This is a genomic window from Streptomyces sp. NPDC017979 (assembly GCF_044328175.1).
GTDB lineage: Bacteria > Actinomycetota > Actinomycetes > Streptomycetales > Streptomycetaceae > Streptomyces.
Window position 1 is genome coordinate 260,617 of sequence record NZ_JBIRGU010000010.1, and the last position, 20,141, is coordinate 280,757.

Below are 20,141 nucleotides of genomic sequence, written 5' to 3' on the forward strand. Positions count from 1 at the left end.
GCGCCCGGAGCGAGCGTCACCCCTTCGATGGGAGCGTCGCTGCGAGCCCCCCGCGCGACCCGCCGGCCGACCCTTCCGCGTAACCCCCAGCGCCCCTGGCCACCACCGCCGAAGCGGCCCCCGTCCGGTTCCGTTTGGGCTTTCGGGCCGTCAACGGGAAGACTGCTCCCCGTGACGTCCCGAAAGCCTGATGAGCAATTGGCGCGCAACTCCAGACTCCGTCTTGTCCGCCCGCGACCGCTGGCCAGTGCACGCAGGGCCGTGACCACCCGGCGCACCCGGCCCGCGCCGCGGCCACCCGAGGGCACCCCGCCCCCGGCAGAACTCGCCCGACAGGCCCGGCGACTGCTCGCCGACGCCGTGCGCATCGCCCGCTGGGCGGCCGCCGACGGCGACGCGGGCACCGCCCCGCTCGCCGCGGCCGCCGAGGAACGCGCCGCCGCAGCACTGGAGTTGACCCGTCCCCAAGTGCGCGCGGACTGGGACCGGGCCCGCCTCGCCGGGCTCGTCGAACTCCACGGCGACACCGTGCGCCCCGGTTGGCGGCTGCGCGCCTGGGACCGCGACGACATGGCCGTACTGCGCGGCTGGGTCGCCCTCTTCGACGCCTGGTCGCTGGCGCACCCCGCCCCGGACTCCGTGGCGACCACCGCGGTCGCCGAAGTCGTCGAGGCGATCCCCCAACTGCTCTCCCTGCTCCAGCTCTCCGCCGGACCGGTCGCCGTGACCACCCTGCTCGACATGTTGGAGCAGCGGGTCGTGGAGCTGCGCGAGGAGCGCTGCCTGCTGCCGGACGACCCCGCCGAAGGGTCCGTGCCCCCGCCCGTCGGAGACGTCCCCGTCGCCGAGCTGCTCGACTGGGCGCTGGACGGCATGGCCGCGGTCGGCGCGCTCACCCTCGACCGGGGCCGCTCCGCCACCCTCACCCCCCTCGGCAACTGGGCGGTCTGGGTCAAGCTGGAACAGATCTGCGTCGCGGCCCAGAGCCCGGCCGGGAACATCGAGCAGCCCGCCGAGGACATGCTCCGCGGCTGCGCCCGCCTCACCCCCGGCCCCGCCCGCGCCGAGTACCGCGCCTGGCTCGCCGCCCGTACCGTCGCCAGCTCCGTCGCCGAGCTGCTGACCGTCGCCCGCGGCGAGGACGCCCTGCTGCGCGGGCTCGCCTTCGAGGCGCTGCGGGTCGTCGGCGCCCCCGCCGAGCCCGAGGTGCGCGCCGCGGCCGTCGAACCCTCCCTGCGCCCGTACGCCCTGCTCTGGCTCGCCGAGTACGAGGGGATGGACGCCGAGGACGCCCAGGACGTGCTCACCCGCGCCGAGGCGACCTGGCTCTGGGTGGACACCGCCGCCGCCGTCGCCGACCACGGGGAGCCGCAGCTCCTGCTGCGCCACCTGGACTCCGCGGTCCAGGGCACCGTGCCGGCGCTGCTGGCCGAGGTCCGCTCCGGCGGTCACCCGCGCACCGTGCAGGTCCTGGTCGCGCTGGCCGCCGCCCACCCCGACCCGGCCCTCGCCAAGGCGCTGCGCCGAGCGGCCTTCCAGGTCCACACGGGCGGAGCCTGAGGCGGCGCCGCGGGGCCCCGGTCCCGCGGCGCCCACTGCGGGCAGGGGCCCCGCGCACCCGGCGCTCGGGGAGCAAACCACTTGCACGCCCCCGTTAGACTGGCCCGCATGGCCATTCTCCTTGCGCAATAGACGGCGTCGAAGCCCTCGCGGCCCTTCCGCCCATCCTTCCGCCGTTCGACACAGCTGTCCTGGAGTCTGTCCGTGATCACCGCTTCCGGCATCGAGTTGCGCGCCGGCGCACGCGTCCTCATCGAGTCCGCCACCTTCCGCGTCGCCAAGGGCGACCGCATCGGCCTGGTCGGCCGCAACGGCGCCGGCAAGACCACCCTGACCAAGTGCCTCGCCGGCGAGGGCCAGCCCGCCGCCGGCGCCATCGCCCGCTCCGGCGAGGTCGGCTACCTCCCGCAGGACCCGCGCACCGGCGACCTCGACACCCTCGCCCGCGACCGCATCCTCTCCGCCCGCGGCCTGGACTCCGTGCTGCGCAAGATGCGCGAGAACGAGGACCGGATGGCGAACGGCAAGGGCGCCACCCGCGAGAAGGCGATGAAGCGCTACGAGCGCCTGGAGACGGAGTTCCTCACCAAGGGCGGGTACGCCGCCGAGGCCGAGGCCGCCACCATCGCCGCCGCCCTCGGACTGCCCGACCGGGTCCTCGGCCAGCCGCTGCACACCCTCTCCGGCGGCCAGCGCCGCCGGGTGGAGCTGGCCCGGATCCTCTTCTCGGACGCCGACACCCTGCTCCTGGACGAGCCGACCAACCACCTCGACGCCGACTCCATCGTCTGGCTGCGCGAGTACCTCAAGACCTACCGCGGCGGCTTCATCGTGATCTCCCACGACGTCGACCTGGTCGAGACGGTCGTCAACAAGGTCTTCTACCTCGACGCCAACCGCGCCACCATCGACATCTACAACATGGGCTGGAAGCTCTACCAGCAGCAGCGCGAGGCCGACGAGAAGCGCCGCAAGCGCGAGCGCCAGAACGCCGAGAAGAAGGCCGCCGCGCTCAACGCCCAGGCCGACAAGATGCGCGCCAAGGCCACCAAGACCGTCGCCGCGCAGAACATGGCCCGCCGCGCCGAGCGACTGCTCTCCGGCCTGGAGGAGGCGCGCGTCTCCGACAAGGTCGCCAAGCTGCGCTTCCCCGAGCCCGCGCCCTGCGGCAAGACCCCACTCACCGCGGAGGGGCTGTCCAAGTCGTACGGCTCCCTGGAGATCTTCACCGATGTGAGCCTGGCCATCGACAAGGGCTCCCGGGTCGTCATCCTCGGCCTCAACGGCGCCGGCAAGACGACCCTGCTGCGGCTGCTCGCCAGCGTCGAGCGGCCCGACACCGGCACGGTCACCCCCGGCCACGGCCTCAAGCTCGGCTACTACGCCCAGGAGCACGAGACCCTGGACCCCGACCGCACGGTCCTGGAGAACATGCGGACCTCGGCGCCCGACCTCGACCTCGTCGAGGTGCGCAAGACGCTGGGCTCGTTCCTCTTCACCGGCGACGACGTCGACAAGCCGGCCGGAGTGCTCTCCGGCGGCGAGAAGACCCGACTGGCCCTGGCCACCCTGGTCGTCTCCGCCGCCAACGTGCTCCTCCTCGACGAGCCCACCAACAACCTGGACCCGGCGAGCCGCGAGGAGATCCTCGGCGCGCTGCGCACCTACAAGGGCGCGGTCATCCTCGTCACCCACGACGAGGGCGCGGTCGAGGCGCTGGAGCCGGAGCGGATCATCCTGCTGCCGGACGGCGTCGAGGACCTGTGGGGCGCGGACTACGCCGACCTGGTCACCCTCGCCTGACCCGGCCGCCCCGCCGCCCCGCCGACGAAACGGCGCCCGCCGACCACACGGATCCATACGGAATGATCCACTCCGTATGGATCATTCGGCTCACGGGTGATCCGTCATCTGAGTGAGACGATCTCGTACCCCGGTGTGGGTCCTGGCGGATCCCCGACGACCGTCCTATGGCCCCCGCGCTCCCCGGCGCCCTTTTCCCACCCCGCCCCTGACCTGGCAACTCTCTCCGGAGTCGGTGCGCTGACCCCGTCCGAGTCGCGGGGTGCCGGGCATCCCGGCGGCTTGGACGGTCCTCGACACCGGGCAAAGCTCGTTCACTGACCTTGCCGAATGGGTGGCCAGGAAGCCCATGAGGGGTGATCATGAGAAGTCCAGAGCGCACTTCCCATGAGGAGGCACGGGTGGCCGAGACTCTGAAGAAGGGCAGCCGGGTGACCGGTGCCGCGCGCGACAAGCTCGCGGCTGACCTGAAGAAGAAGTACGACTCCGGTGCGAGTATCCGGGCGCTGGCCGAAGAGACCGGCCGTTCCTACGGATTCGTCCACCGGATGCTCAGCGAGTCCGGAGTCACGCTGCGCGGACGCGGCGGAGCGACACGGGGCAAGAAGGCCGCATCGGCCTGACGGCCGGTCCTCGGCACCGTCCGGACGGACTCGGGCGGGCGTGGACCCACCGACGTTCGTAGGTGCGCACCCGGCCGGATCACGCGGTCGGCCGGGTGGTTACTGTGCAGTTGCTTAGCTACTCTGCACGGACTGCACCCGAACCGGAGGCGCCCATGACCACGTCCGACGCCGTACGCGAACTCGTGTTGGACCAGGACGGCGTACGCCTCGCCGTGGACGGCGAGACGGCCACGGTGACGCTGGCCAACCCGGCGAAGCGCAACGCCCAATCGCCTGCGATGTGGCGGACGTTGGCGCAGGCCGGGCGGTCGCTGCCGGGCAGCGTACGGGTCGTGGTGCTGCGCGCCGAAGGCAAGTCCTTCTCCGCCGGCCTCGACCGACAGGCGTTCACGCCCGAGGGCTTCGACGGTGAGCCGTCCTTCCTCGACCTGGCACGCGGCAGCGACGCGGAGTTGGACGCCGCCATCGCCGAGTACCAGGACGCGTTCACCTGGTGGCGGCGGCGCGACCTCATCACCGTCGCCGCGGTCCAGGGCCATGCGATCGGCGCCGGCTTCCAACTCGCCCTCGCCTGCGACCTGCGGGTCGTCGCGCGCGACGTGCAGTTCGCCATGCGCGAGACCAGCCTCGGCCTCGTCCCCGACCTCACGGGCACCCACCCCCTGGTGTCCCTCGTCGGCTACGCCCGGGCGCTGGAGATCTGCGCCACCGGGCGCTTCGTCCACGCCGAAGAAGCCGAACGCACCGGACTCGCCAACCTCGTCGTCGAGCGCGACGAGTTGGACGCCGCCGTCACCGATCTGACCGGGGCGCTGCTCGCCGCGCCGCGGGACGCCGTCATCGAGACCAAGGCGCTGCTCCAGGGCGCCGCCGACCGCTCACCGAGCGAACAGTACGTCGCCGAACGCGCGGCCCAGGCACGCCGACTGCGCGACCTCGCCGGCATCGGCGACTAGTGCCGTGACCGGCAATGTTTGCCCGTGAGGAGTGTCGTCCGGTGCGTGCGATCGCAAGGCGGCCGGAAGCTCTGGTAGCGGAGCTACCAGGGGTTTCGGCCAACGCGGCGAGGGTGCGTGCCGGACGGGACGACAGGGCAAAGCTTGCCGGGAGGGGCACTAGGGCGCTTCCGCTTCGTCCACCGCGGTGACCAGCACGGTCACCGGGCGGTCGGCGGCCAGCGCCCCGGTCACCGCCGTGCGCACGGCGCGGACGACGTCCAACGGGCGGTGGCCCCGCGCCACCGCCACCTCCACGCGCACGTGGTCCGACGCGAAGTGCACGGGCGGGCCCAGGACGGCGGTCAGCCGGGCGACCCCCGGCGCCGCCGCAGCGGCCGTGGCCGCCGGCCCTTCGAAGGCCGTTCCCTCCACCGGCGCAGCGCCCCCGCTCCGATCGGAATCCGAGGCGCCGGCGTCCTCTTCGTGGACGCCGGCCACGTGCAGGTCGACCGTGCCGACCAGCAGGTCCAGCGCCTCCGCCGCCGTGAACAGGGCCTCGCGCAGCACGGACGCCAACTCGGGCAGCGGCCTGACGGCCCCGGGCCCCACCGTGCACTCGCCCGCGATCCGCAGCGGGCCGGGCGGCAGTGCGCTCGGCGGCGGCGGTACGGGGGAGGGGGCCGCGGCCTCCGGATCGGCCAGCCCGAGCCGTACCCGCGCCAGCCGGATCCCCGGCACCCCGGCCGCCGCGCGCAGCAGCACCGGCCGCGCCGCCTCCTCCGTCAACCACGCGCCGTCCTGTGCGGCGCCCAGCGGAAGCAATCTGCCCGGGCGGAGCCGGCCCCGTACCGCATCAGCAGTGGTCATTGCCCCAGCCTGCCGCATTCCCGGCGCGAGGCGGGGCAGACGCACTTAGTGTGGAGCAGAGGGCGCCGTGTGGATCACCCGGAGTTCCCGGGCGTCCGGCACGGCCCGCCGTGCAGCCGCACCAGGGCCCGCCACCGTCGTTGCGGGCTTGGAAGGGACACGCGATGAGCGACACCGCCAGCAGTGAATCCGGCTCCGGCGACGAGCCGAGGAGGACGGCCGTCACCAAGCGCGCCGGGGATCCCGGGTCCCGCGGGCGCACCACCATCGCCGACGGCGTCGTCGAGAAGATCGCCGGTCTGGCGGCGCGCGACGTGGTCGGCGTGCACGCGATGGGCAGCGGGCTGTCCCGCACCTTCGGCGCGGTCCGCGACCGGGTGCCGGGCGGCAGCCGCGCCAGCGCGACGCGCGGGGTGAAGGCCGAGGTCGGCGAGGTGCAGACGGCCCTCGACCTGGAGATCGTCGTCGACTACGGGGTCTCGATCTCCGACGTGGCGCGCGCGGTTCGGGAGAACGTGATCTCCGCCGTGGAGCGGATGACGGGCCTGGAGGTCGTCGAGGTCAACATCGCGGTCAGCGATGTGAAGCTGCCCGACGAGGAAGACGAAGAGCCGGAGCCGCGACTCCAGTAGTGGCCGGTGCCCCCGGCGCCGGCGGACAGGACAAGGAGCTCACGATGAGCATGGCTGTGGTCGGCCTGTTGGCCGGCATGGGGCTCGGCTTCGCCGGGTACTTCGGTGGCTTCGGCGCGTTCCTGCTGGTCGCCGCGCTCGGCGCGGTCGGGTTCGTGGTGGGCCGCTTCCTGGAGGGCGACTTCGAAGCCGGTGACTTCTTCCGCTCCCGCGAGCGCGGCGACCGGCCGCGGTGAAGCGGGTGGCGGGCGGAGTCGGTGACGGGTCCGCGGCGGCCGTCGACGGCACGCGGATCGCGCCGGGGGAGCGCGGCGCGACCGTCATCGCCGACCGGGTCGTCGCCAAGATCGCGGCGCAGGCGGCGCGGGAGGCGCTGGGCCGGGTGCCCCGGGACGGCGCCCCTCCGCACGCGAGCGTCGTCGTCCACCAGGACTCCGCCCGGGTGCGGATCAGCCTCGACCTGGACTACCCGTCCGACATCGGCGGGCAGTGCGGCGCGGTGCGTCATCGGGTCGCCGAGCGGGTAAGGGCGTTGGCGGGAATGGACGTGCCCGAGGTGGACGTGTCCGTCGAAGGGCTGCACTCGGCACACACGCGCGGCGCCGCGGAGGGCAGGATCCGATGACTGAACCCACACCGTCGCCGTCGAGCACCGCCGCCGCACTGGACCAGTCCGCGTCCGGTGCGGCGTACGAACCCGCTTCCGGCGGGCGCGGGGCCCGGCGCTTCTGGTCCGTGCGGCGCGTGCCGACGGCCCTGTTGGCGCTGGTCGTCCTCGGCGGCGCGGGCGTGCTGCTGTACGACGTCGCCGCGGTGCGCGCCGGCCGGCCCGCGATGAGCTGGCGCCGGTCCGCGGCGCAGGACCTCGCGCAGTGGCGGCTGGACGAGCCGTGGGTGCTGGCGGTCGCCGGCGCGGTCGTGGCGGTGGGCCTCTGTCTCGTCGTCATGGCCCTGACCCCGGGCCTGCGGTGGCTGCTGCCGATGCACCGCGACGAGCCGACCGTACGCGCCGGGCTCGCCCGCGACGCGGCGGCGCTGGTGCTGCGGGACCGGGCGATGGAGGTCCCCGGAGTGCAGTCCGTACGCGTCAGCATGGGGCGCTCCAAGGTGGCGGTGCGGGCCCGCTCCCACTTCCGGGCGCTCGACGAGGTCCGCGCCGACGTGGACGCCGCGCTGGCCGCGGCGATCGTCGAACTCGGCCTGGCGAAACCGCCCGCGCTGAACGTGCGGGTCTCCCGCACGCCCGTGAAGAAGAGGTGAGCCGACGATGCTGCGGAGCGTGAACCGTGTCGTGCTCGGTCTGTCCGGACTGGCCCTGGTCGCCGTCGGCGGCGCGGTGCTGGCCGCGGGCGCGGGGCTCGACGTGCCGTCCTGGTGGCCCTGGTACGGCCCCGACGACGTCCTGCTGAGCCGCGCGGACCGGGAACGCTGGCGCGCCGAGGGCTGGTGGTGGCCGGCCGTCCTCGCGACCCTCGCGGTCCTCGTCGTCCTGGCCCTCTGGCTCCTGCTGGCCCAACTCCGCCGCGCCCGCCTCACGGAGGTGCTGGTCGACAGCGGCGACGGGGAGGGCGCGCTGCTGAGGGGGCGGGCGCTGGAGGGCGTCATCGAGCGCGAGGCGGAGTCCCTGGACGGGGTCGCCCGCGCCACGATCACCCTGCGGGGGAGGCGCAGCACGCCGCGGGCGCGGGTGCGGTTGCTGTTGGAGCCGTACGCTTCGCCGGCGGCGACGCTGCACCGACTGACGTCGGAGGCGGTCGCCCACGCGCGCGACTCCGCGGGCCTCGCCTCCCTCCCGACGGAGTCCCACCTCCGCGCCGCGAAGCACGCCGCCCGCCGCGTGACGTAGCCCCCGCGCATGCGCTGCGGTGTGCTGCGCGACCTGCTGGACGCCTGCGCCGCGGGTGCTTTGGTCTCTGCGGACCATAGGTGGCTCGTTGCGCTGGGGGTCCCCAAACCCTCGTCCCGCAGGTGGGCGGGCTGGTGCCGGTCGGCGAGTGAGCCGAAGGGGCGCGCGGGGGAGTAAGGGAGAACACGCGGAGGCCGTGAGGTACGAACGGCTGAGCATGATCGACCGTCGAGCCCGCTCAAGCGCTCCGGAGGCGAACCGAGCCACAAACAATCAGAAGCCGTGGCGGGTGCCGCCGTCGACGGGGAGCATCACGCCCGTGACGTACGACGCCGCCGGCGACAGCAGGAACGCCGCCGCGCGGCCGAACTCCTCCGGCGCCCCGTACCTCCGTAGCGGAATCCGCGCCTCGTGCGCCTCGCGCGCCGCCTCCGCGTCGCCGGTCAGCGCGTCCAGCTCCCGCACGCGGTCCGTGTCGATGCGCGCCGGGAGCAGGCCGACGACCCGGATGCCGCGCGGGCCCAACTCGTCGGCGAGGGACTTCGCGAAGCCGGCCAGCCCCGGCCGCAGGCCGTTGGAGATGGTGAGCCCCGGCACGGGCTCGTGCACCGAGCTGGAGAGCACGAACCCGATCACACCTCCCTCGCCCAACTCCTCCGCCGCGGTCCGCGCGAGCCGCACCGCTCCCAGGAAGACCGACTCGAACGACGTCCGCCACTGCTCGTCCGTGTTGTCCGAAGAGAAGCCCGGCGCCGGCCCTCCGACGCTGATGAGGACGCCGTCGAACCGCCCGAAGTGCGCACGGGCCGCGGCGATCATCCGCTCCGGGCCCGTCGCGTCGGCGTTGTCGACGGCGATGCCCACCGCGTCCGGCCCGAGCTCCGCCGCCGCGTCCGCGACCGTGCGTTCGTCCCGGCCGGTGATGACGACCTTCGCGCCGTCCGCGACCAGCTCCCGCGCCGACGCGTTGCCGAGCCCCCTCGACGCACCGGTGACGACGTACACGCGGTCCTTCAGTCCAAGATCCATGGGCCTATCCTGCCCGCTCCTCGGGCGCGAAGGCGAGGGCGGAGTTCACCAGGGCGATGTGGCTGAAGGCTTGCGGGAAGTTGCCGAGCTGCCGCCCGGCGACCGGGTCGTACTCCTCGGCGAGCAGCCCGACGTCGTTCCGGAGCGCGAGCAGCCGCTCGAACAGCTCCCGCGCCTGCTCCTCGCGCCCCGTCATGCGCTCCGCGTCCACCAACCAGAACGAGCAGGCGAGGAACGCGCCCTCGGACCCCGGCAGCCCGTCCACCCCCGTGCCCTCGGTGCTGTAGCGGCGGACGAGGCCGTCCGGCGTGCCCAACTCCTCGCGGACCGCGGCCACCGTCCCGACCACCCGGGGGTCGTCCGGCGGCAGGAAGCCCACCCGGGGGATCAGCAGCGTCGCCGCGTCCAACTCGTGCGAGCCGTAGTACTGGGTGAAGGTGCCCCGCCGCGGGTCGTACCCCTTCTCGCAGACCTCCCGGTGCACCTCGTCCCGCATCGTGCGCCACCGCGCCACGTCCCCGCGCAGCGACGGATCGGCCTCCAGGGTGCGCACGGCGCGGTCCGCCGCCACCCACGCCATCACCTTGGAGTGCACGAAGTGGCGCCGCGGGCCGCGCACCTCCCACAGCCCCTCGTCGGGTTCGCGCCACTTCGACTCCAGGAAGCCGAGCAGGCTGAGCTGGAGGTACCAGGCGTGCCGCTCGCTGGGGATGCCCTCCTGCGCGGCGAGGAAGAGGGAGTCCATCACCTCGCCGTACACGTCGAGCTGGAGTTGGTCGACCGCCGCGTTCCCGGTGCGCACGGGGGCGGAGCCGGCGTATCCGGCGAGCCAGGGCAGCTCCGTCTCGGCCAGCCGGCGTTCACCGGCCAGCCCGTACATGATCTGGAGGTCCGCCGGGTCGCCGGCCACCGCCCGCAGCAGCCAGTCCCGCCACGCCGCGGCCTCCTCCTGGTAGCCCGCGGTGAGCAGGGCGCCCAGGGTGAGGGTGGAGTCCCGCAGCCAGCAGAAGCGGTAGTCCCAGTTCCGTACGCCGCCGATCTCCTCCGGCAGCGAGGTCGTGGGCGCGGCGACGATCCCGCCGGTGGGGCCGTACGTCAGCGCCTTGAGCGTGATCAGGGAGCGGATCACGGCGTCCCGGTACCGGTCGGGGCACCGGCACCGCCGCGACCACTCGGCCCAGTCGGCGAGGCTGCACCGCAGCGCCTCGTAGGGGTCGACGAGGTCGGGGCGCTGGTGGTGGGAGGGGTGCCAGCTCAGCACGAAGGCGACCCGCTCGCCCTCGGCGACCGTGAACGAGGAGACCGTGCTGAACTGCTGCCCCCACGTCTTGACCGGCGGCTCGCTGCGCAGCCACACCGAGTCGGGGCCGGCGACCGCCACCCGGTGGCCGTCGGAGCGCCGCACCCAGGGCACGATCGAGCCGTGGTCGAAGCGGAGCCGCAGCACCGCCTCCATGTCGACCTCCCCGCTGACGCCCTCCACGATCCGCATCACGTCGGGGGTGACGTCCCGCTGCGGCATGAAGTCGATGACCTTCACGGTGCCGGTCCGGGTCTCCCACCAGGACTCCAGGACGAGCGAATCGTCGACGTAGCGCCGTCGGGTGCAGCGGGCGGCGCCCTTGGGGGCGAGGCGCCAGTGCCCGTTCTCCTTGTCGCCGAGGAGCGCGGCGAAGCAGGCGGCGGAGTCGAAGCGCGGCAGGCAGAGCCAGTCGATGGAGCCGTCCATGCCGACGAGCGCGGCCGTCTGGAGATCGCCGATGAGGGCGTAGTCCTCGATGCGTTGGGTCACGCTCTGGCGTGTTCCCGTCTTGTCCGCGGACCAATCAGAGTGACGACGTCACTCGTTCGGGGCGAATGGTGCGAATGGGGCACGCGGGGCGGTACGGGTACGGGCCGGGCCGACCCCTCCGGGCGGTCACGCGTGCGCGGGCGCCGGCTGCTCGCTGGTCTCGCGGGCCGCCGCGGCGCGCCGGTCGCGGACCTCGCGGCGGACCAGGACCACCCACCCGACGGGCACGGCCGTGGTGAACAGCCACCACTGGATCGCGTACGCCATGTGCGCGCCGATCGACTCGTGGTCGGGGTCCGGGATCTGCTTGGGGGTGTTGTCCTCGGCCTTGGGCGAGGTCTGCTCGACGTAGCCGGCGAGCACCGGCCTGCCGATCGCCTTGGACCGCTGCTCGCTGTTGATCAGCATCACCTGGCGGGGCGGCAGCCCGGCGAGGTCCTTGATGCCGCTGGCCTTGGTCGTCTCGTCGGCCTTGAGGCGGCCGACGACGGTCACCGTGCCCTTGGGCGGGGCGGGCACCTCGGGGTACGCCTTGGGGTCGGCCGGTGAGGCGACCCAGCCGCGGTTGACCAGGACGGCCCGTCCGTCGGCGAGGACCAGCGGGGTCAGCACGTGGTAGCCGACGCGCTCGTCCGCATCGGTGCGACGGCGCACGACGACCTCGTTCGCCGGGTCGAAGGTGCCGGTCGCGGTGGTGCGGCGCCACTTGTCCTCGCGCGGGACCGTGTGGCCGGGGGAGGTGAGCTCCTCGATCGGGACCGGTGCGGCGTCGAGGTTGCGGGCGATCATCGCGTTCTGGTCGACCCGGCGTTCGTGGCGGTTGAACTGCCAGAAGCCCAGCTCGATCATCGTGGGGATGAGGACGAGCCCGATGAGGGTGAGGATCACCCACTGCCGGGTCAACAGGAAGCGGTACACGGATCGACCGTACCTGCCGCCCGTCGGACGCCCGGAGGTGGGGCCCCTCCCGCGGCGGATCGCGGGGCGTCACCCGACCGGGCCGCCGCCTGCCCCCTCCTTGCCCGCGCCGTCGTCCTCGGCCGGGGCCACGTCCCGCAGCAGTTGGGTGAAGGCGGCTTCGTCCAGGACGGGCGTGCCGTACGACTTCGCCTTCAGCGTCTTGGCGGTGGCCGACTCCGGGTCGTTGGTGACCAGCAGGCTGGTGAGCCGGGAGACGCTGGAGGCGATGTGCAGCCCGGCTTCGTACGCCCGGTCCTCCAGTAGGTCCCGTTCGACGGAGGTGTCGCCCGAGAAGGCCACCCGCATGCCCTGCTTCAGCGGCCGTCCCGTCTCGTACCGCCCCGGATTGGGGTACGGGCAGGGGGGCCGCTTCCGCGAGGTGCGCCACGTCCCCCCGTAGGACGGGCTGCCCGCGGGCCGGTGTCCGTACGAGGGCTGGTGGCCCACCCGCGGCCGGGCCGGGCCGTCCGACCACTCCGTGAGCGGGCGGCACTCCAGCAGCGGCAGCCGCACGCCGTCGCGCGCGGCGGCGTGCAGGCTCGGCCGGAACGCCTCCGCCAACACCCGGGCGTCGTCCAGCGCGTGGTGGGCCCGGCGCTGCACGACGCCGAAGTGTGCGGCCAGCGACTCCAGTTTGTGGTTGGGCAGGGGGAGGGTGAGCTCCTTGGCGAGCGCGATGGTGCACAGCCGCTGGCGCACGGGGGCGGCGCGGCTGGCGCGCGCGTACTCCCGGGCGATCATGGACCAGTCGAAGATGGCGTTGTGGGCGACGAGCACCCGGTCCGCAAGCCGCTCGGAGAACGCGTCGGCGACGTCGACGAACAAGGGGGCGTCGCCCAGGACCTCCTGGGTCAGGCCGTGGATCCACACCGGGCCCGGATCGCGCTCCGGGTTGACGAGGGTGTACCAGTGGTCCTCGACGTCGCCGTGGACGTCGAGGCGGTACACGGCGGCGGAGACTATCCGGTCGTCCCGGGCGAGTCCGGTGGTCTCCACATCGACGACCGCATACCCCTGGGGGTATGCGGTGGGCCAGTGTGCCGCTGCCGTCGTCCTGTCGTCGAGCATGGTCACAGAGAATACGGGGCCGCACTGACAGCGCCGTCGCCGCCGCCGCTCCCGCCGGGTCCGAAGCGTCAACCGGGCCGTCCCGCAAGCCCCTCGCGCCGACGGCCGGCGGAACTGACGGATCGACAGCCCGCCCGGGGCGGGTCGGTGCGCACCCGACGGCCCGATCGGTGGGAGCCTCCCGGGGTGACGCACGACGAACCCCCGGCCCCGGGCGGCACCGGCCCCCACCACGAGCCCCACGAGCCCGGCATGGGCACCCGGCTCAACTGGCTGCGCGCCGCCGTGCTCGGCGCCAACGACGGCATCGTGTCCACCGCCGGACTGGTCGTCGGCGTCGCCGGCGCCACCGGCGACCGGGGGACCCTGCTCACCTCCGGCCTCGCCGGGCTGCTCGCCGGCTCCATGTCCATGGCGGCGGGCGAGTACGTCTCGGTCTCCACCCAGCGCGACTCCGAGAAGGCCGCGCTCGCGGTCGAGAAGCGGGAGTTGAAGGAGGAGCCGGAGGCGGAACTGGAGGAGCTGACGGGGCTGCTGACGCAGCGCGGTCTGACGCGCGAGGTCGCCCGGGAGGCCGCCGTCCAGCTCACCGAGCGCGACGCCCTGCGGGCGCACGCCCGGGTGGAGCTGGGCATCGACCCGGACGCGCTGGCCAACCCCTGGCACGCGGCCGGCGCCAGCTTCCTCGCCTTCACCGTGGGCGCGCTGCTGCCGCTGCTGGCGATCGTGCTGCCCCCGGCGTCCGCCCGGCTGGCGGTGACCGTGGGCTCGGTGCTGCTGGCGCTCGCCTTCACCGGCTGGTGGAGCGCCCGGCTGGGCGCGGCGCGGCTGGCGCCTGCGGTGGCGCGGAACGTGGGCGGGGGAGCGCTGGCGATGGGGGTGACGTACGCGGCGGGCTCACTGCTCGGCGCGGTGGGGGTCGGCGGCTGAGCCCTGATGGCGGGGCGTCGGCGGTGCATTGGTGGAAGTCACCAAAACTTGCTGACAATTCGTCTCGCATACTTGTGGGTAACAACGTCTAGTCGTGCCCCGGGCGCCGCGCCTACGGTGCAGCCATGACCAACCTGCCCGATGTCGTGCTGTGGTCGATCCCCGCGTTCGTGCTGCTCACCGTCGTCGAGATGGTCAGCTACCGGCTCCGGCCGGACGAGGACGCGGCGGGCTACGGCGCCAAGGACACCGCCACCAGCCTCACCATGGGGCTCGGCAGCCTGGTCTTCGACCTGCTGTGGAAGGTGCCGATCGTGGCCGTCTACACGGCGGTGTACGAGCTGACCCCGCTACGGGTGCCCGTCCTGTGGTGGACGGTGCTGCCGATGCTGCTCGCGCAGGACTTCTTCTACTACTGGTCGCACCGCGGCCACCACGTCGTCAGGGTCCTGTGGGCCTGCCACGTGGTCCACCACTCCAGCCGCAGGTTCAACTTCACCACCGCGCTGCGCCAGCCCTGGACCACCTGGACGGTGTGGCCGTTCTACCTGCCGATGGTGGCGCTCGGCGTTCACCCGGCCGCGGTCGCGTTCTGCTCGTCGACCAACCTCGTGTACCAGTTCTGGGTGCACACCGAGCGGGTCGGCAAGCTGCCGCGGCCCTTCGAGTACGTGCTGAACACGCCCTCGCACCACCGGGTGCACCACGCCTCGCAGGGCGGCTACCTGGACCGCAACTTCGGCGGCATCCTCATCGTCTGGGACCGGCTCTTCGGCTCCTTCGTGGCGGAGGCCGAGCGGCCCGTCTACGGGCTGACCAAGGACATCGACACGTACAACCCGCTGCGCGTGGCCACCCACGAGTACGCCGCGATCGCCCGGGACGTCCGGGCGGCGACGACGTGGCGCGAGCGGGCGGGGCGGGTGTTCCGCGGGCCGGGGTGGCAGCCGGCGCCCCCTCCTTCCGGCCCACCGGCGTCCCGCGAGGACGCCCCGACCACTTCTCCGCTCACCCAGGGACGTACCGCGTGACCACCCCACCCACCGCGCCGGCGGCGGCGCCCCCGCAGGAGAACGTGCGCCGCGTGCTGCTCGCGGTCTTCGCACTCGTCCTCCTCGTCGACCTCGGCTCGCTCGTCGTCGACGTGGAGAAGGGCCACTGGATCGCCAAGCCGCTCCTCATGCCGCTGCTCGTCGCCCTGGTGCTGGCGCGCGGCGGGCCGCGGCTGCTGGTTGCGGCGCTGCTGTTCGGGTGGGGTGGCGACGTGTTCCTGCTCTCCGGCGCGGAGTGGGCGTTCCTCGCCGGAATGGGCTCCTTCGCCGTCGGCCACGTCTGCTACCTGGCGCTCTTCCGCCGTACGTGCGAGGACAGGCCCCCTACGGCCCTCGCCCCCGCGTACGGGCTGGCGCTCGTCGTCGCGGTGGCCCTGCTGTGGCCCGGCCTCCCGGCGGACCTCAGGATCCCCGTCGCCGGATACGCCCTGCTGCTCACCGCGATGGCCTGGCGCTCCAGCGCGCTGGGTGCCGTGGCGGGCCTGGGCGGGCTGTTCTTCCTGGTCTCCGACTTGATCATCGCGAGCGGCATCGCGGAGTGGCCGCAGCCGCCGGTGCCGGACGTCTGGATCATGCTCATCTACGGCGCGGGCCAGTTGCTCCTCACCCTGGGCGTCCTGACCCACGCGGAGCCCCACGCACCGACTCCGCCCGGCCGGTAGCAGCGGCAACCTTCTCGCCGTTTCCTGCGGGTGGTGGGTTGCTCGCGCAGTTCCCCGCGCCCCCAGACCTCCTCGCCGTTTCCCTGCGGGTGCGATGTTTTCCGCGGCCCGGTGGTGGGTTGTTCGCGCAGTTCCCCGCGCCCCCAGACCTCCTCGCCGTTTCCCTGCGGGTGCGATGTCTTCCACGGCCCGGTGGGTGGGTTGTCGCGCAGTTCCGCCCCCTACGCCCAGAGGGCGTGGTGGTACCTTCAGCGCCCCCAAAACCCCTGTGCCAGCCCGCAGTCACATGACGGGGGCAGCGAAACAGGGGCGCGGGGAACTGCGCGAAAAACCCACCACCGGCCGGTAGAGACCAACGCTCCCGAGGGGAAACGGCGAGCCCGTCAGGGGCACGGAGCACCCGCCGCCCCGCGCAGCGGAAGCGCGGGCCCCGTGAACAGGCCCGCGCCCCCACAAGCGCGGCTAGCGGCGGACCGCGTCGAGCGCGTCGGCCACGCCCTCGCCGTAGAAGCCGTTCTTGCGGACGTCGCCCTCGCACACCGCGTCGACCACGCCGTCCCCGTTGTAGTCGTACGGGTTGGTGCACTCCCGGTCGTCCGCCTGGCCGGCCAGCAGCGCCTTCACGGCCGCCGGGGAAGCGTCGGGGTGCTTCGACTTGATGAGCGCGGCCACGCCCGCGACGTGCGGCGAGGCCATCGACGTACCGGCCTTGTAGCCGTACCCGCCGTTCGGCAGCGTGGACAGGATGCGGCCGTCGACCGCCGGGCCCTCCGGCGCCTGGTAGCGGGTGGCGTCACCGCCGGGCGCGGAGATGTCGATCACGTCGTCGCCGTAGTTCGAGAACGACGACTTCAGCCCCTTCGCGCCGAGCGAGGACGTCGTCACGACGCCCGGCAGCTGCGTCGGGATGTCCAGGCACTGGCTCGGGTCGACCTTCCGCGTCACCGCGGTGGTGTCGTTGGGGCTCGTGGTGTCGGTGAGTTCGTCCGCCGCGAGGTCCATCCGCGAGTTGCCGGCCGCGGCGACGTTGACCGCGCCCTTGCGCTCGGCGTACCGGGTGGCCCGGGCCAGCGACTCCACCAGGGCCGCCTGGTCGGCGTCGTTGCGGCAGTTGAACAGCCACGGGTCGACGTAGTAGCTGTTGTTGGTGATCTCGACGCCGTTCTCCGCCGCCCACATGAAGCCGCAGACCACGGCCTCCGTGTAGAAGAACCCGTCGGGGTTGGACACCTTGATGCCGGAGACCTTCACGCCGGGCGCGACGCCCGTGACGCCGACGCCGTTCTTGGCCGCCGCGATCGTGCCGGCGACGTGCGTGCCGTGGTCGGACTCGGTCGGGCCGGGGCGCCAGGAGCCGGGCGTGGTGTCCGCCTTGCCGGTGACGCAGTTCGCCGAGGCGCGGACGTCGAAGTTCGGCGCCAGGTCGGGGTGGGTGTCGTCGACGCCGGTGTCGATGACGGCGACCGTGACCTTCTTGCTGCCCAGGGTGCGCTCGTGCGCCTTGTCCGCCTTGATGGCCGGCAGGCTCCACTGGAGCGGCTCCAGCGGGTCCTGACCGCCGTCCGCGACCCGGGCGGCCTCGGCGGCCTCCTGCGAGGTCAGCGGGCGCTCGGAGTCGATCGCGGTGTCCTGGACCGCGGCGATCGGCGCGGTGCGGGTGGCGCCCGCCGACTGCACGCCCTTGACCGCGCGGATCGTCGGCCCGAAGGCCGGGTTCTGGGAGTGGACGACGATGACGCCTATTCGGTCGTAGGACGTCACTATCGTGCCGCCGGCCGCGGCTATCGCCTTCTTGACCGACTTGGCGACCCCGTGGCCGCCCTTCACGTTCACCACGTACGACAGCTTGGGACCGTCGGTCGAGACGGCCTTGACCGCCGCCTGGCCTTCCGCCGCCGGGGCGGCCGTCGCGGCCCCCGCGGGGAGGAAGCCGAGCGAGGCCGTGAGCGCCAGACCGGCGGGCAGGGCGATGACACGCCGTCGTCTGGATCCCGGATGAGCCATGGGTTCTCCACATCATCGGTGTCGAAACACTGGTGTCCACCCGCCCTGCACGGTGTGCTTTTGGGCGGGTACATGACGAGCGAAACTATCGTTGATCTTGGTCGTCATCAATGTGTTCGAGCGGAAAAACGAAAGAAAGCTCCAAGAAAAAAGACCGAAGTTGAACCGGCCCGGCGTGCTCCCCGTGCCGTTGTCAGGGGGTGGAGCAACATCAAACCGCCCCTGACCCCGTGGAACGAAGGTCCGCCTTGTCCATTCCAACGACACCCGCGTCACGAGGAGATTCCGTGACTACCGACGCACCCCCGCCCCCGGGCAACACGGTCCCCGCCCCCGCTCAGCCCAGCACCGAGCAGTTCGTCCAGGTCCAGCAGAGCGAGGAGTTCGGCCAACTGCGACACGCCTACCGCTCCTTCGCCTTCCCGCTGACCGTCGCCTTCGTCACCTGGTACCTGCTGTACGTCCTGCTCTCGAACTACGCGGGCGGCTTCATGGGCACCAAGGTGATCGGCCACATCAACGTCGCCCTCGTCTTCGGCCTCGCCCAGTTCGCCACCACCTTCCTGATCGCCTGGCTCTACTCCCGCCACGCCGCCGCCAAGCTCGACCCCATGGCCGAGTCCATCAAGTCCCGCATGGAGGCGGACGCATGAGCGCCACCCTGCACCCCGCGGTGGGCGAACTCGCCTTCGCCTCGCTGGCCGCGAAGGACGCCACCACCGAGCACCGGCCGCTGATCATCACCCTCTTCGGCCTCTTCGTCGTGGCCACCCTGATCATCACCATCTGGGCCGGCCGGCAGACCAAGAGCGCCGCCGACTTCTACGCCGGCGGCCGGCAGTTCACCGGCTTCCAGAACGGTCTGGCGATCTCCGGCGACTACATGTCCGCCGCGTCCTTCCTCGGCATCGCCGGCGCCATCGCCCTCTTCGGCTACGACGGCTTCCTGTACTCCATCGGCTTCCTGGTGGCCTGGCTCGTCGCCCTGCTGCTGGTCGCCGAACCGCTGCGCAACTCCGGCCGCTTCACCATGGGCGACGTGCTGGCCTACCGGATGCGCCAGCGCCCGGTCCGCACCGCCGCCGGCACCTCCACCATCGTCGTGTCGATCTTCTACCTGCTGGCCCAGATGGCCGGCGCGGGCGTGCTGGTCTCCCTCCTCCTCGGGATCACCAACGACGCCGGCAAGGTGCTGATCGTCGCCCTGGTCGGCGTCCTGATGATCCTCTACGTCACCATCGGCGGGATGAAGGGCACCACCTGGGTGCAGATGGTCAAGGCGGTGCTGCTCATCGCCGGCACGCTCCTCATCACGTTCCTGGTGCTGCTGAAGTTCAACTTCAACATCTCCGACCTCCTCGGCACCGCCGCCGAGAAGAGCGGCCACGGCGCGTCCTTCCTGGAGCCGGGGCTGAAGTACGGCGCCACGGGCACGTCCAAGCTGGACTTCATCTCCCTGGGCATCGCGCTCGTCCTCGGCACCGCGGGACTGCCGCACATCCTGATCCGGTTCTACACCGTCCCCACCGCCAAGGCCGCCCGGAAGTCCGTCAACTGGGCCATCGGCATCATCGGCGCCTTCTACCTGATGACCATCGCCCTCGGCTTCGGCGCCGCCGCGATCGTGGGACCGGCCGAGATCAGCGAGTCCAACAAGGCGGGCAACACCGCCGCACCGCTGCTCGCCCTGCACATCGGCGGCACCGACTCCGCCGGCGGAGCGATCCTGCTCGCGGTGATCTCGGCCGTGGCCTTCGCCACCATCCTCGCCGTCGTCGCCGGCCTCACCCTCGCCTCGTCGTCGTCCTTCGCCCACGACATCTACGCCAACGTCATCCGCAAGGGGAAGGCCACCGAGAAGGAGGAGGTCCGCGCCGCACGCTGGGCCACCGTCGCCATCGGCATCGTCTCCATCGCGCTCGGCGCACTCGCCCGGGACCTGAACGTCGCCGGGCTCGTCGCCCTCGCCTTCGCGGTCGCCGCGTCCGCGAACCTGCCGACGATCCTCTACAGCCTCTTCTGGAAGCGGTTCACCACCCAGGGCGCCCTGTGGTCCATCTACGGCGGTCTGATCTCCTCCGTCGTGCTGGTCCTCTTCTCGCCGGTGGTCTCCGGCAAGCCGACGTCGATGTTCAAGAACGCCGACTTCTACTGGTTCCCGCTGGAGAACCCGGGCCTCGTCTCCATCCCGCTGGGCTTCCTGCTCGGCTGGCTCGGCTCCGTCCTCACCAAGGAGAAGCCCGACAAGGGCAAGTACGCGGAGCTGGAGGTCAAGTCCCTCACCGGCGTCGGCGCCCACTGACCGCGCACGACACGGCCTAGCGGATCCGGCACCGGAACGCGGCCGTGCCGTAGGACTTCGTAGGGTCCTA

20 protein-coding genes are annotated in these 20,141 nt (G+C 72.7%); 14 read left to right on the plus strand and 6 right to left on the minus strand.

All coding sequences use genetic code 11. The annotated features are described in order from the left end of the window. Window positions 1-171: 171 nt before the first annotated feature. The 4 genes from ACH4E8_RS25000 (at window position 172) to ACH4E8_RS25015 (ending at window position 4,945) form a co-directional block, all read left to right on the plus strand. Window positions 172-1,560 (plus strand): hypothetical protein, encoded by a 1,389-nt coding sequence (locus ACH4E8_RS25000; RefSeq protein ID WP_398451755.1) that lies wholly within the window; start codon window positions 172-174, stop codon window positions 1,558-1,560. A gap of 204 nt (window positions 1,561-1,764) precedes the next feature. Further along, a complete protein-coding gene (locus tag ACH4E8_RS25005) occupies window positions 1,765-3,363 on the plus strand; it encodes an ABC-F family ATP-binding cassette domain-containing protein (RefSeq protein ID WP_398451757.1) in 1,599 nt (532 codons plus the stop codon). Between the two features lie 401 nt (window positions 3,364-3,764). After that, complete coding sequence (locus tag ACH4E8_RS25010; RefSeq protein ID WP_006123601.1) at window positions 3,765-3,986, plus strand: helix-turn-helix domain-containing protein; 222 nt, start codon at window positions 3,765-3,767, stop codon at window positions 3,984-3,986. Between the two features lie 155 nt (window positions 3,987-4,141). Then, on the plus strand, window positions 4,142-4,945 hold the full coding sequence (locus tag ACH4E8_RS25015; protein WP_398451759.1) for an enoyl-CoA hydratase/isomerase family protein: 804 nt from the start codon (window positions 4,142-4,144) through the stop codon (window positions 4,943-4,945). A 159-nt stretch (window positions 4,946-5,104) separates the two neighbouring features. Here ACH4E8_RS25015 and ACH4E8_RS25020 read toward each other — a convergent pair whose 3' ends face one another. Continuing rightward, the gene (locus ACH4E8_RS25020) at window positions 5,105-5,794 is read right to left on the minus strand and encodes a hypothetical protein (RefSeq protein ID WP_398451761.1); all 690 of its coding nucleotides are present in this window, start codon (window positions 5,792-5,794) and stop codon (window positions 5,105-5,107) included. Between the two features lie 164 nt (window positions 5,795-5,958). Here ACH4E8_RS25020 and ACH4E8_RS25025 point away from each other — a divergent pair, with 164 nt between their 5' ends. From ACH4E8_RS25025 to amaP, 5 genes are read left to right on the plus strand one after another with little or no spacing between them, the layout of a single operon-like run. Continuing rightward, window positions 5,959-6,426, plus strand: coding sequence for an Asp23/Gls24 family envelope stress response protein (locus ACH4E8_RS25025; protein ID WP_398451764.1), 468 nt, complete (start codon window positions 5,959-5,961; stop codon window positions 6,424-6,426). Between the two features lie 44 nt (window positions 6,427-6,470). Further along, a complete protein-coding gene (locus ACH4E8_RS25030; protein WP_398451765.1) occupies window positions 6,471-6,662 on the plus strand; it encodes a hypothetical protein in 192 nt (63 codons plus the stop codon). Window positions 6,663-6,667: 5 nt separating this feature from the next. Next, the gene (locus ACH4E8_RS25035; RefSeq protein WP_398451768.1) at window positions 6,668-7,051 is read left to right on the plus strand and encodes an Asp23/Gls24 family envelope stress response protein; all 384 of its coding nucleotides are present in this window, start codon (window positions 6,668-6,670) and stop codon (window positions 7,049-7,051) included. Next, entirely contained in the window at window positions 7,048-7,686 is a 639-nt protein-coding gene (locus ACH4E8_RS25040; protein WP_398451771.1) for a DUF6286 domain-containing protein, read from the plus strand. The genes ACH4E8_RS25035 and ACH4E8_RS25040 overlap by 4 nt, the downstream gene beginning before the upstream one ends. A gap of 7 nt (window positions 7,687-7,693) precedes the next feature. Then, entirely contained in the window at window positions 7,694-8,272 is a 579-nt protein-coding gene (gene amaP / locus ACH4E8_RS25045; protein WP_398451773.1) for an alkaline shock response membrane anchor protein AmaP, read from the plus strand. Window positions 8,273-8,545: 273 nt separating this feature from the next. Here amaP and ACH4E8_RS25050 read toward each other — a convergent pair whose 3' ends face one another. The 4 genes from ACH4E8_RS25050 to ACH4E8_RS25065 all read right to left on the minus strand — a co-directional run bounded on the left by ACH4E8_RS25050 (window position 8,546) and on the right by ACH4E8_RS25065 (window position 13,127). After that, window positions 8,546-9,301, minus strand: a complete 756-nt coding sequence (locus ACH4E8_RS25050; RefSeq protein ID WP_398451775.1) for an SDR family oxidoreductase — start codon at window positions 9,299-9,301, stop codon at window positions 8,546-8,548. A 4-nt stretch (window positions 9,302-9,305) separates the two neighbouring features. Continuing rightward, a complete protein-coding gene (locus ACH4E8_RS25055) occupies window positions 9,306-11,093 on the minus strand; it encodes a glycoside hydrolase family 15 protein (RefSeq protein ID WP_398451777.1) in 1,788 nt (595 codons plus the stop codon). Window positions 11,094-11,219: 126 nt separating this feature from the next. Continuing rightward, a complete protein-coding gene (locus ACH4E8_RS25060) occupies window positions 11,220-12,011 on the minus strand; it encodes an SURF1 family protein (RefSeq protein WP_398451779.1) in 792 nt (263 codons plus the stop codon). 69 nt (window positions 12,012-12,080) lie between these two features. Beyond that, a complete protein-coding gene (locus ACH4E8_RS25065; protein WP_398451781.1) occupies window positions 12,081-13,127 on the minus strand; it encodes a DEDDh family exonuclease in 1,047 nt (348 codons plus the stop codon). Window positions 13,128-13,373: 246 nt separating this feature from the next. Between ACH4E8_RS25065 and ACH4E8_RS25070 the strand changes: the two genes are divergently transcribed. The 3 genes from ACH4E8_RS25070 to ACH4E8_RS25080 all read left to right on the plus strand — a co-directional run bounded on the left by ACH4E8_RS25070 (window position 13,374) and on the right by ACH4E8_RS25080 (window position 15,765). Continuing rightward, the gene (locus ACH4E8_RS25070) at window positions 13,374-14,051 is read left to right on the plus strand and encodes a VIT family protein (protein WP_398451920.1); all 678 of its coding nucleotides are present in this window, start codon (window positions 13,374-13,376) and stop codon (window positions 14,049-14,051) included. A gap of 125 nt (window positions 14,052-14,176) precedes the next feature. Beyond that, window positions 14,177-15,082 carry a sterol desaturase family protein gene (locus ACH4E8_RS25075; RefSeq protein ID WP_398451783.1) on the plus strand — a complete coding sequence of 302 codons (906 nt, stop codon included), beginning with the start codon at window positions 14,177-14,179 and terminating at the stop codon, window positions 15,080-15,082. Then, window positions 15,079-15,765 (plus strand): lysoplasmalogenase, encoded by a 687-nt coding sequence (locus ACH4E8_RS25080; RefSeq protein WP_398451785.1) that lies wholly within the window; start codon window positions 15,079-15,081, stop codon window positions 15,763-15,765. The genes ACH4E8_RS25075 and ACH4E8_RS25080 overlap by 4 nt, the downstream gene beginning before the upstream one ends. 462 nt (window positions 15,766-16,227) lie before the next feature. Here ACH4E8_RS25080 and ACH4E8_RS25085 read toward each other — a convergent pair whose 3' ends face one another. Then, a complete protein-coding gene (locus tag ACH4E8_RS25085; RefSeq protein WP_398451788.1) occupies window positions 16,228-17,769 on the minus strand; it encodes a S8 family peptidase in 1,542 nt (513 codons plus the stop codon). Between the two features lie 287 nt (window positions 17,770-18,056). On the opposite strand from ACH4E8_RS25085, the gene ACH4E8_RS25090 reads away from it, so the two are divergent. Both ACH4E8_RS25090 and ACH4E8_RS25095 read left to right on the plus strand, forming a co-directional pair. Further along, window positions 18,057-18,422: a DUF485 domain-containing protein gene (locus tag ACH4E8_RS25090; RefSeq protein ID WP_398451790.1), complete on the plus strand. Its 366-nt coding sequence runs from the start codon at window positions 18,057-18,059 to the stop codon at window positions 18,420-18,422. Continuing rightward, complete coding sequence (locus ACH4E8_RS25095; protein ID WP_398451793.1) at window positions 18,419-20,071, plus strand: cation acetate symporter; 1,653 nt, start codon at window positions 18,419-18,421, stop codon at window positions 20,069-20,071. The genes ACH4E8_RS25090 and ACH4E8_RS25095 overlap by 4 nt, the downstream gene beginning before the upstream one ends. The last annotated feature ends 70 nt before the right edge of the window (window positions 20,072-20,141 follow it).

What these genes read in the sequence shown, in the direction of transcription:
- ACH4E8_RS25015 (WP_398451759.1), top strand. Translation starts at nt 4,142, where the DNA reads ATGACCACGTCCGACGCCGTACGCGAACTCGTGTTGGACCAGGACGGC.
- ACH4E8_RS25020 (WP_398451761.1), bottom strand. Translation starts at nt 5,794, where the DNA reads ATGACCACTGCTGATGCGGTACGGGGCCGGCTCCGCCCGGGCAGATTG.
- ACH4E8_RS25025 (WP_398451764.1), top strand. Translation starts at nt 5,959, where the DNA reads ATGAGCGACACCGCCAGCAGTGAATCCGGCTCCGGCGACGAGCCGAGG.
- ACH4E8_RS25030 (WP_398451765.1), top strand. Translation starts at nt 6,471, where the DNA reads ATGAGCATGGCTGTGGTCGGCCTGTTGGCCGGCATGGGGCTCGGCTTC.
- ACH4E8_RS25040 (WP_398451771.1), top strand. Translation starts at nt 7,048, where the DNA reads ATGACTGAACCCACACCGTCGCCGTCGAGCACCGCCGCCGCACTGGAC.
- amaP (WP_398451773.1), top strand. Translation starts at nt 7,694, where the DNA reads ATGCTGCGGAGCGTGAACCGTGTCGTGCTCGGTCTGTCCGGACTGGCC.
- ACH4E8_RS25050 (WP_398451775.1), bottom strand. Translation starts at nt 9,301, where the DNA reads ATGGATCTTGGACTGAAGGACCGCGTGTACGTCGTCACCGGTGCGTCG.
- ACH4E8_RS25070 (WP_398451920.1), top strand. Translation starts at nt 13,374, where the DNA reads ATGGGCACCCGGCTCAACTGGCTGCGCGCCGCCGTGCTCGGCGCCAAC.
- ACH4E8_RS25075 (WP_398451783.1), top strand. Translation starts at nt 14,177, where the DNA reads ATGACCAACCTGCCCGATGTCGTGCTGTGGTCGATCCCCGCGTTCGTG.
- ACH4E8_RS25085 (WP_398451788.1), bottom strand. Translation starts at nt 17,769, where the DNA reads ATGGCTCATCCGGGATCCAGACGACGGCGTGTCATCGCCCTGCCCGCC.
- ACH4E8_RS25095 (WP_398451793.1), top strand. Translation starts at nt 18,419, where the DNA reads ATGAGCGCCACCCTGCACCCCGCGGTGGGCGAACTCGCCTTCGCCTCG.